Here is a 10,216-nt window from a genome sequence, read left to right as displayed (position 1 = left end):
GCTGTCGGTCGGGGAGTTGGCCGCGGCGACCACCGACTCGGGGGTGCCGATGCGATCCAGGATGCGGCGGACCGCGGCCGGGCTGTCGAGGGTCGCCTTCGTCCGGCGACGGTCGATCTCGCCGCGCAGCTCGGACACGAGCCGCATCCGCGTCCCCGACGGCAGCTGCCTCTGCTGGGCCAGGTCGCCGACCCGGCTCAGATAGTCGAATACGAGCTGGTCGCTCTCGATCCCCACGAAGTCCCCTCCGGGACGCCCACGTTGCGTTTTCCCGTGCGACCGACGGTACCGCGCCCGCCGCCGGTGGCGGGCCCCGGCACGGCCGCGGCTCACGCCAACGGGACCGGCGGTGGGGGCCCACCCGCTACCGTGGATCGGATGAGCGTCCAGGAGCAGTCGTCAGAGGAGCCCGGCGGGGCGTCCACAGAGGAGCCCGCCCCCGCCGGGGCACACCCTCGTTCCCTCGCGGAGGACCTGCGGGCCCGCGACGACTCCTCCCTGTCCGCGCTGCTGCGGGCCCGCCCGGACCTCATCACTCCCGTACCGACCGACCTGACCCAGCTGGCCACCCGGGCCGGTACGCGGGCCTCCGTGATCCGGGCGCTGGAGCGCCTTGACCGGTTCGCCCTGCAGACCGCGGAGGCGCTGGCCGTCGCCCCGGAACCGGCGCCGTACGGCACGCTCCGGGACCTGCTGGCGGGTGACGGGCACGATCCGGTGATCGTCGAGGCACTCCCGCGTGCGGTGGCCGTCCTGCGCGAACAGGCACTGGTGTGGGGCTCGGACGACCGGCTGCGGCTGGTGCGCACGGCCCGCGAACTGCTCGCGCCCTCACCGCAGCACCCCTCCCCGACGGGGCTCGGCCCGACGGTCGCGGAGGCCACCACGGGCATGTCCCCGGGCCGGATCCAGGAACTCCTCACGACGGCCGGACTGCCCACGACGCACGACGCGGTGTCCGCGGTGGAGTCGCTCACGGGGCTCTTCACCGACCGCGCCCGGATGTCCGCCCTGCTCGGCACGGCCCCGCCGGACTCCCTCGAAGTCCTTTCGCGGCTCGTCTGGGGGCCGCCGTACGGCCAGGTGACCGCCGATCCGGCGACCCGGCTGCGCTGGCTCCTCGACCGCGGACTGCTGCTGCCGACGGCGCCCGGCACGGTCGTACTGCCCCGCGAGGTGGCCCTCCATCTGCGCGAGGGGCGGGCGCACCAGCGGACGGAACCGCTTCCTCCGCCGGTCGAGCCCACCTCCGTACACCGTCCACAGGTTGTGGACAGCACGGCGGCCGGGCAGGCGTACACGGCGCTCGCCACCGTCGAGGAACTGCTGAAGGACTGGGACGAGGGCGGTCCGTCGGCGCTGCGCGCGGGCGGTCTGAGCGTGCGCGACCTGAAGCGGACGGCCATGGCCCTCGACGTACCGGAGCCGGTCGCCGCCTTCTGGGTCGAACTCGCCTACGCGGCGGGCCTGCTGGCCCCGGACGGCGAGGCCGACGAGCGGTACGCGGCGACACCCGCCTACGACGAATGGCTGGAGCTCCCGGCGGCCGAGCGCTGGACGCGGCTGGCCACGGCATGGCTGTCGGCGACCCGTACGGCGGGCGTGGTCGGCGGACGCGACACCAAGGAGCGCACGCTGGCGGCGCTGGGCCCCGGCCTGGACCGCTCGGCGGCGCCCGAGGTCCGGCACCGGGTCCTCTCGCTCCTCGCCGCGCTGCCCGAGGGCGGCTCCACGTCCCCCGACGCCCTCGTCGCCCGCCTCCACTGGGAGCGGGCCCTGCGCGGCGCCGCCTCCACGGACGATCTGCGGTCGCGGATCGCCCGGTGGACGCTGACCGAGGCCGAGTCCCTGGGGATCACCGGCCGGGGCGCGCTGTCCGCGCACGGACGGGCGCTCATGGGGGCGCCGCCCGGCGCACCCGCCCCCGCGTCCGTGTCCGTGTCCGCCACCGTTCCCGGTCCCGGTCCCGGTCCCGGCGACAAGCTGCCCGTCCACCACCGGCATCCCCACCACCCGGTGCCCGCGCCGGACCCCCGCTCGCCCGCCGAGGTGGCCTCCGCCGCCGCCCTCGCCGGCCGGCTGCTGGCCCCGCTGCTTCCCGAACCCCTCGACCACGTCCTCCTCCAGGCGGACCTGACGGCGGTGGCCCCGGGTCCGCTGCGCCGCCCGCTGGCCGATGTGCTGGACGTCCTCGCGGACGTCGAGTCGAAGGGCGGGGCGACGGTCTACCGCTTCACCCCGGGCTCGGTCCGCCGCGCCCTGGACGCGGGCCGCTCGGCCTCCGACCTGCAGGCGTTCCTCACCGCCCACTCCCGTACGCCGGTACCGCAGCCGCTCGCCTACCTGATCGACGACGTGGCACGCAGACACGGCCACCTGCGGATCGGCGCGGCGTCGGCGTACGTGCGCTGCGACGACGACGCGGTCCTGAACGAGATCATCGCCGACAAGCGTTCGCAGGGGCTGCGGCTGCGCCGCCTCGCGCCCACGGTGCTGGCCGCCCAGGCCGACCCGGCCACGCTCCTCGAAGGGCTGCGTGCGATGGGCTTCGCGCCGGCCGCCGAGTCCGCCGAGGGCGATGTGCTGATCACCCGCGCGCTCGCACACCGCACGCCCCCGCGCACGGCGCCCGAGCCGGTTCCCGACGGTCCGCCGTCCCCCGACACCACCCTGCTGGGCGCCGCGATCCGGGCCATCCGTGCGGGCGATCTGGCCTCCACGACACCGCGCAAGCCGTCCGGCTCCGGCTCCGCCGGTTCCGCCGGCTCTTCCGACTCCGGCTCCGGCCTCTCAGGCGGCGGGCGGAACGGCGCCCTCCCGCGCACCACCTCCGCCGAGACCCTCGCCACCATGCAGGCCGCCGTCCTCACCGGCGGCACCCTGTGGATCGGTTACGTGAACGCCGAGGGCTCCGCGAGCCAGCGCGTCATCGCCCCCGTCCGGGTGGAGGGCGGTTTCGTCACGGCGTACGACCACACCGCGGACGAGGTCCGGACGTATCCGCTGCACCGGGTGACGGGCGTGGCGGAACTGGCGGACGAAGCGGAACTGGCGGACGAACAGGCCTGAGTCCGCGCACCCTCGCCCGCCGGTCTCCGCCTCACTCGTTCGGGTGTAGGCGGTGGTTCATGCACGCCACGCCGGGCGCTTCCCACCCATGAGGGACCTTGTGGGTTCTCCGGCATTCCCGCGCCGGCCGCTGGGCAGCCACTGGGCGTCCTGCTCACGCAACGAACCCACGTGAAGAAGAGGGAATCCCATGCGTACTGCCCGTCGTGTCGCCACCGTCCTGATCGGTACCGCCGCGCTGCTCGGCGCACTCGCCTCACAGGCCGCGGCGATCGGCATCGATCTCGGCGGGGGCGTGACGTTCTGAGCCGCGCTCGCGCGGCGCGTCACACCCCGTAAGCCCCGTCCCGTCCCGCACGCCCCATAGGCCTCGTAGGGCTCGTACGCCCGGCAGGCCTCGTACGTCCTGCGGGCCGGACCCGGCCGTCCCGGGTCCGGCCCGTTCCTCCGTGGGCCCCGTTCCGTGGGCCCCGTTCCGTTGGCTCTGTCCCGGCTCAGCAGCACCCGAAAGGTTCCGTGGCTCCCATGCGTCCCCTCCGCCGCACGCTGCAACCCGCGTGCCCCATGGCTTCCGTGCCGTCCGTGCCCGCCGTGAGTGCCACGGGTCCGGAGCGCCGTACCCATCGCGCGCGCACGGCCGCCACGGTCGCCCTCATCGCCTCGGCCGTGCTCATCGGCGTACTCGCCCCGCAGGCCGCCGCGGCCCGGACGGCCGCGCGGGCACCTCAGTCCGCCCCGGCCGCCCTGCCGCTGCCTCTGCCGGTGGCCGCCGTCGAACCGCTGGTGACCGAGGGGGTCGGCATCGAGGGGCCGCTGATCAACAACATCACTCTGCCCACGCTGAGGTGACCCGGCGCATGCGGTAGCTGTCGCCTTCGAGACGCACGATCTCCGCGTGGTGCGCGAGCCGGTCGACCATCGCGGGGGCGGCGCCGCCGAAGACCTCCTCCCAGCGGCCGAGCGGACGGTCGGTGGTGACGATCAGGGAGGACCGCTCGTAGCGGTGCGCGACGAGCTGGAAGAAGAGGTGGGCGGTGTCCGGGTCGAGCGGGGTGTAGCCGACCTCGTCGACGATGAGCAGCGGGCGGGCGTCGAGGTCCGCCAGTTCCTCACCGAGGCGGCCGGCCGACCGGGCTCCGGCCAGCCGCGCGGCCCACTGCGCCGCGGTCGCGAAGAGCACCTGGTGCCCCGACTGGCACGCCCGTACGCCGAGGCCGACGGCGAGATGCGTCTTGCCGGTGCCGGGCGGGCCGACGAACACCACGTTGCGCCGGGCCGCGACGAAGTCCAGGCTGCCGAGCCGGGACACGGCCTCCCGGTCGAGCACCCGGGGGTACTCCTCGTCGAACTCCTCCAGCAGCTTCCGGGCGGGGAACCGGGCGTCACGGATGCGGGCCTCGACACCGGGCTCCGAGGAGTCGTGCGGGTCGACGGACTCGTGCGCGTCGTACGGGGCGGAGACCGTCTGCACCGGGATCGGGGCGGTGGCCTGCGCGGCGATCTGCGCCGCGGCCTGTGCGGTGGGCTGCGTGCCGGCCTGCGTGGCGGTCTGCGTGGCGGACGGGCCCGCGAGCTGGACGGGAATCCGGGCCGCGGGCGCGGTCTTGGCCGCGAACGCGAACTCGGCCGGGACGGAGGACCCCGTCATCCCGCCGGCCGACCTCCCGGCGCTCTCGACCCCGGACCCCGCACCTGAGGCATACGCCTGCCCGAACCCTCGCTCCTGCCCGTGCCCGTGCTCCAGCCCCGGCACATGCCCTTGCGCGGGTGCCTGCCCATGCCCCTTGTGCGGGCGCTCCCCGTGCGGGCGCTCCCCGTGCGTCGCCATCGGGCCCGACATGTACGCCAGGATCGCGGCCGAGGCGATGAACGCCATGTGGATGACCGTCCCCCACAGCAGCGAGTGGTGCGAGGTGTGGTGCACGTCCACGAACATCTGGAGCAGGTGCACGGACGAGATGCCCACGATGGCGGTGGCGAGCTTCACCTTCAGCACGTTGGAATTGACGTGCGAGAGCCATTCCGGCTGGTCACGGTGGCCCTGGAGGCCGATGCGCGAGACGAACGTCTCGTACCCGCCGACGATCACCATGATCAGCAGATTGGCGATCATGACGACGTCGACCAGTTTCAGCACGGCGAGCATGACGTACGTCTCGTTCGCCTGCCCGGTCACGCTCCGGAGGATTAAAGTCCACAGCTCTCTGAAGAACTTGTAGACGTACACACCCTGTGCGGCCACCAGTCCGAAGTACAGCGGGGCCTGGAGCCAGCGGGTGGCGAAGAGCGAGTAGCCGAGAGTCGCGCTCGGCTGCGAGGCGGGCGGCGTCTCGGGCTGCGGCTCGGGCGGCGGGGCATGGCTGTGATGAGACAACAGTGAGCTCTCCCTGGGCGGCGAACCGGGCGGTGACCTGCGCAGTGACCTGCGGGATCGCCATTCTTCGGGGCAGCGACCGTAAATCTGAATTCACACCACTCATTGGAATGAATAGACATTCAGTAGGACAGGGCCGGGGGCGCCGGGCGTTCGCGGCGGCGGGTGGCGACGATCAGGCACACTGGACGTTTGGCCGTGCACATCGCACGGCTGTGCAGAAGGGGACGCGCGTGAATGGTCCACTCATCGTCCAGTCCGACAAGACCCTGCTCCTGGAGGTCGACCACGAGCTGGCGGACGAGTGCCGCCGGGTCATCGCTCCCTTCGCCGAGCTGGAGCGCGCGCCCGAGCACATCCACACCTACCGGGTGACCCCGCTCGGCCTGTGGAACGCGCGCGCGGCCGGACACGACGCCGAGCAGGTCGTGGACGCGCTCGTGCAGTACAGCCGCTATCCGGTGCCGCACGCGCTGCTGGTCGACATCGCGGAGACGATGGGCCGCTACGGCCGGCTCACCCTGAGCAAGCACCCCGCCCACGGGCTCGTCCTGACCACCACCGACCGGCCCGTCCTCGAGGAGATCCTGCGCTCGAAGCGGATCACCCCGCTCGTGGGCAACCGGCTCGACCCGGACACCGTGGCCGTGCACCCCTCCGAGCGCGGGCAGATCAAGCAGACGCTCCTGAAGCTGGGCTGGCCGGCCGAGGACCTCGCCGGGTACGTGGACGGGGAGGCGCACCCCATCGGGCTCGCCGAGGACGGCTGGTCCCTGCGGCCGTACCAGAAGCAGGCGGTGGAGAACTTCTGGCACGGCGGGTCGGGCGTGGTCGTGCTGCCCTGCGGCGCCGGGAAGACGCTGGTCGGCGCGGGCGCGATGGCCGAGGCGAAGGCCACCACGCTCATCCTCGTCACGAACACGGTCTCGGCCCGGCAGTGGAAGCACGAGCTGGTCAAGCGCACGAGTCTGACCGAGGACGAGATCGGCGAGTACAGCGGTACGCGCAAGGAGATCCGCCCGGTCACCATCGCGACGTACCAGGTGCTGACGACCAAGCGGAAGGGTGTCTACCAGCACCTGGAGCTGTTCGACTCCCGCGACTGGGGGCTGATCATCTACGACGAGGTGCATCTGCTGCCCGCGCCGGTCTTCAAGTTCACCGCCGACCTCCAGGCGCGCCGCCGGCTCGGTCTGACGGCCACGCTGGTGCGTGAGGACGGCCGTGAGTCGGACGTGTTCTCCCTCATCGGGCCGAAGCGTTTCGACGCGCCCTGGAAGGAGATCGAGGCGCAGGGGTACATCGCCCCGGCCGACTGTGTCGAGGTCCGGGTGAACCTCACGGACTCCGAGCGGCTGGCGTACGCGACCGCCGAGGCGGAGGAGAAGTACCGCTTCTGTGCGACCACGGCGACGAAACGCAAGGTCACCGAGGCGCTGGTGCGTCGGTTCGCGGGGATGCAGACACTCGTCATCGGGCAGTACATCGACCAGCTCGACGAACTGGGCGAGCATCTGGACGCGCCGGTCATCAAGGGCGAGACGTCGAACGCGCAGCGCGAGAAACTCTTCGACGCGTTCCGTCAGGGGGAGATCAGCGTGCTGGTCGTCTCGAAGGTCGCCAACTTCTCCATCGACCTGCCGGAGGCGACGGTCGCCATCCAGGTGTCGGGCACCTTCGGCTCCCGCCAGGAGGAGGCCCAGCGCCTCGGCCGGGTGCTGCGTCCGAAGGCGGACGGCCACCAGGCGCACTTCTACTCGGTCGTGGCCCGCGACACCATCGACCAGGACTTCGCGGCCCACCGCCAGCGTTTCCTGGCCGAGCAGGGTTACGCGTACCGGATCGTGGACGCGGACGAACTGCTGGCCGACAACTAGCGCGTGGCCGGTCGGCTCTCGGGAGGGGGCGCTACCGGCGGCGTACGCCCGCCTCCTCGCCGTACTCGCCGAGGAGGACCACTCCGAGGGCGGCGCCGGCGAAGACCTTGACGGCGCGCAGGGCGTCGCCGACGCGATGGCGGTGACTGCCCCGCAGGGCGGTCGCGCCGTTCGGCGGACGGGGGCGGGCGGGGGCCTGGGTGAAGGTCGCGGTACTCATGCATCCATGGTGCAACGTCCGCTTCCCCCTTCCATCGGCCTGCGGACCGAGCCCGGGTCGTCCCCGCGTACGACTTCGGGGCGACCTCCACCCCGGAGGTGGGGGTCGGTGTCCCCTAGGGGTCGCGGGGGGAGCGGGGTCGCGGGGGGGGCGCGCGGGTCCGGGGCCGGGGGTTCAAGAACCCGGAGGCCGGGGGTCCGGAAGCCGGGGGTCCGGAAGCCGGGGTGTGAAAACGGTTGGCCTCGGGTGGGCCCGCTCGCCTAAGATCTCCGCTCTTGCCCGCCTCCCGTCGTGGAGCGCCGCCGTCCGGACGGAAACCGGTCGGTTCACCGCCACAGTCAGCGGGGCCCGCCCGGCCCCGCGGTTCCCGCAGGCCCGGAGGCAACACCCGTGTCCACCCCGTCCGACTCCGCCATGCCGTCCGACGATCCCCTCTCGCGTGAACGCGCCCACCTCGCGCACTCGCGTGCCGCACTGCGTTCGATGCGCGAGGACGTCCAGTCCCTCGACATCCGGGACGTCACCGCGAACTGGGTCAACGCGGAAGTCCTGACCCGCCAGATCGACGAACGCATCAAAGCCCTCGCCGACCTGTCCCACACCCCGCTGTTCTTCGGCCGCCTCGACTACCTGCACGCCCCGGGCGCCGAGCAGGCGGAGGGCGCCGAGGGTGAACGTTTCTACATCGGGCGCCGGCACGTGCACGACGCCGGCGGCGACCCGATGGTCATCGACTGGCGCGCCCCCGTGTCCCAGCCGTTCTACCGGGCCTCCAAGAAGACCCCGATGGACATCGGGCTGCGCCGCCGCTTCGGCTACACCGGCGGCGACCTCACCGCGTACGAGGACGAGCACCTCTCCGACCCCGCCGAGACCGCCGCCACGAGCAAACTGCTCCAGCAGGAGATCGAGCGCCCGCGCGTGGGCCCCATGCGCGACATCGTGGCGACGATCCAGCCCGAACAGGACGAGATCGTACGATCCGGTCTGGGCGGCACGGTCTGTGTCCAGGGCGGTCCCGGCACCGGCAAGACGGCCGTCGGCCTGCACCGGGTCGCGTACCTCCTGTACGCCCACCGCGACCGCCTCGCCCGCACCGGCACCCTCGTCATCGGGCCCAACGCGTCCTTCCTGCACTACATCGAACAGGTGCTGCCCGCACTGGGCGAACTGGAGGTCAAGCAGGCCACCGTCGCCGACCTGGTCGCGCACGTCGAGGTGCGGGGCGCGGACGAGGCGGCGACCGCCGTCCTGAAGGGCGACGCACGGATGGCCGAGGTACTGCGCCGGGCGGTCCGCGCACACGTGACCCTGCCCACCGAGCAGGTCGTCGTGGTCCGCGGCTCCCGGCGCTGGCGCGTACCGGAGTACGAACTGACCTCCATCGTGCAGGAGTTGCTGGACCGGGACATCCGGTACGGCGCCGCCCGCGAAGCCCTGCCACAGCGCATCGCGCACGCCGTGCTGGTGCAGATGGAACGGTCCGGCGAGGCACCGGACGACCGGGTGCAGGACGCCGTCGCCCGCAACCCCGCGGTGAAGGCGGCGGTCAAGGCGATCTGGCCGCCGGTGGACCCGGCGAAGCTGGTCTTCCGGCTGCTCTCGGACGCGGACTTCCTGGCGCTGCACGCGGAGGGTGTCCTCACGGAGGAGGAGCAGGAGACGATCCGCTGGGCGAAGCCCGTCCGGTCGGTGAAGTCCGTCAAGTGGGCCGCCGCGGACGCCGTGCTGATCGACGAGGCCACCGACCTCGTACAGCGCACGCACTCCCTCGGACATGTGGTGCTCGACGAGGCGCAGGACCTGTCGCCGATGCAGTACCGGGCGGTGGGGCGGCGCTGCACGACCGGTTCGGCGACCGTGCTCGGGGATCTCGCGCAGGGTACGACGCCGTGGGCGACGCGGAGCTGGGAGGAGGCGCTGGCGCACCTGGGGAAGTCGGAGGCGGTGGTGGAGGAACTGACGGCCGGTTTCCGCGTCCCGACCGACGTGATCACGTACGCGTCCCGGCTGCTTCCGTACATCGCGCCGGGGCTGGCGCCGGTGGCGTCGGTCCGGGAGAACCCGGGGTTCTTCGAGGTCCGCGCGGTCCGCGAGGCTGCCGTGGACACCACTGCCGCCGAAGTGGTTTCGGCCTGCGAGGAGTTGCTTGCGCGGGAGGGGTCTGTGGGGCTGATCGCCGCGGACGGGCGGGTGCCGGTGCTGGCCGAGGCGCTGGCGAAGGCGGGGCTCGACCATCTCGCTCCCGGCGAGGAGACGACCGCCTCCGCCCGGCTGACGCTGGTGCCTGCGTCGCTCGCGAAGGGGTTGGAGTACGACTACGTGGTCCTGGACGAACCCCAGGCCGTCGTCGACGGTGAACCGGACGAACGGACGGGGTTGCGGCGCCTGTACGTCACTCTGACGCGAGCGGTGTCGGGCCTGATCGTGACCCACGCGGACGCCTTGCCGGCGCAGCTGGAGGATTGACGGGCCGGTGGGGGTGCTCGCGCCGTCCCCCGACCCCTGAAAGACGGGCCGGTGGTCAGGTGCGGGCCGGTGGGGGCTGGCCGCGCCGTTCCCCGCGCCCCTCAAAGACCGGCCGGTGGCCAAGTGCGGGCCCGTGGGCGCTGGCCGCGCCGTTCCCCGCGCCCCTGAGGGGCGGGGCTGCGCCCCAGCCCCCCACCCCCCTAGGGG

At 73.0% G+C, this 10,216-nt stretch carries 6 protein-coding genes and 1 pseudogene; 4 read left to right on the top strand and 3 right to left on the bottom strand.

The genetic code is table 11. From position 1 onward, the window contains the following. Window positions 1-237: pseudogene (locus ACFVH5_RS41870) on the bottom strand (hypothetical protein); the annotation flags it as partial. 141 nt (window positions 238-378) lie between these two features. Between ACFVH5_RS41870 and ACFVH5_RS41865 the strand changes: the two are divergent. Together ACFVH5_RS41865 and ACFVH5_RS41860 are read left to right on the top strand one after the other, a co-directional pair. Beyond that, the gene (locus ACFVH5_RS41865) at window positions 379-3,069 is read left to right on the top strand and encodes a helicase-associated domain-containing protein (RefSeq protein ID WP_385838928.1); all 2,691 of its coding nucleotides are present in this window, start codon (window positions 379-381) and stop codon (window positions 3,067-3,069) included. A gap of 582 nt (window positions 3,070-3,651) precedes the next feature. Further along, on the top strand, window positions 3,652-3,918 hold the full coding sequence (locus ACFVH5_RS41860) for a hypothetical protein (protein ID WP_385838927.1): 267 nt from the start codon (window positions 3,652-3,654) through the stop codon (window positions 3,916-3,918). On the opposite strand, the gene istB is transcribed toward ACFVH5_RS41860, so the two are convergent. After that, on the bottom strand, window positions 3,896-5,443 hold the full coding sequence (gene istB, locus ACFVH5_RS41855; protein ID WP_385838926.1) for an IS21-like element helper ATPase IstB: 1,548 nt from the start codon (window positions 5,441-5,443) through the stop codon (window positions 3,896-3,898). The two genes, ACFVH5_RS41860 and istB, sit on opposite strands and share 23 nt — an antisense overlap. Before the next feature lie 233 nt (window positions 5,444-5,676). On the opposite strand from istB, the gene ACFVH5_RS41850 reads away from it, so the two are divergent. Further along, entirely contained in the window at window positions 5,677-7,320 is a 1,644-nt protein-coding gene (locus ACFVH5_RS41850; RefSeq protein ID WP_385838924.1) for a DNA repair helicase XPB, read from the top strand. A 31-nt stretch (window positions 7,321-7,351) separates the two neighbouring features. Here the strand turns inward: ACFVH5_RS41850 and ACFVH5_RS41845 are convergent, their stop codons facing one another. Continuing rightward, window positions 7,352-7,540, bottom strand: coding sequence for a hypothetical protein (locus ACFVH5_RS41845; RefSeq protein WP_210881115.1), 189 nt, complete (start codon window positions 7,538-7,540; stop codon window positions 7,352-7,354). Between the two features lie 414 nt (window positions 7,541-7,954). On the opposite strand from ACFVH5_RS41845, the gene ACFVH5_RS41840 reads away from it, so the two are divergent. Further along, window positions 7,955-10,009, top strand: a complete 2,055-nt coding sequence (locus ACFVH5_RS41840; protein WP_385838929.1) for a HelD family protein — start codon at window positions 7,955-7,957, stop codon at window positions 10,007-10,009. The last annotated feature ends 207 nt before the right edge of the window (window positions 10,010-10,216 follow it).

Source organism: Streptomyces sp. NPDC127119 (genome assembly GCF_042677425.1).
Taxonomy (GTDB): Bacteria; Actinomycetota; Actinomycetes; order Streptomycetales; family Streptomycetaceae; genus Streptomyces.
The sequence above is the reverse complement of the archived record's forward strand: the minus strand, read 5'-3'. Positions and strand labels throughout refer to the sequence as shown.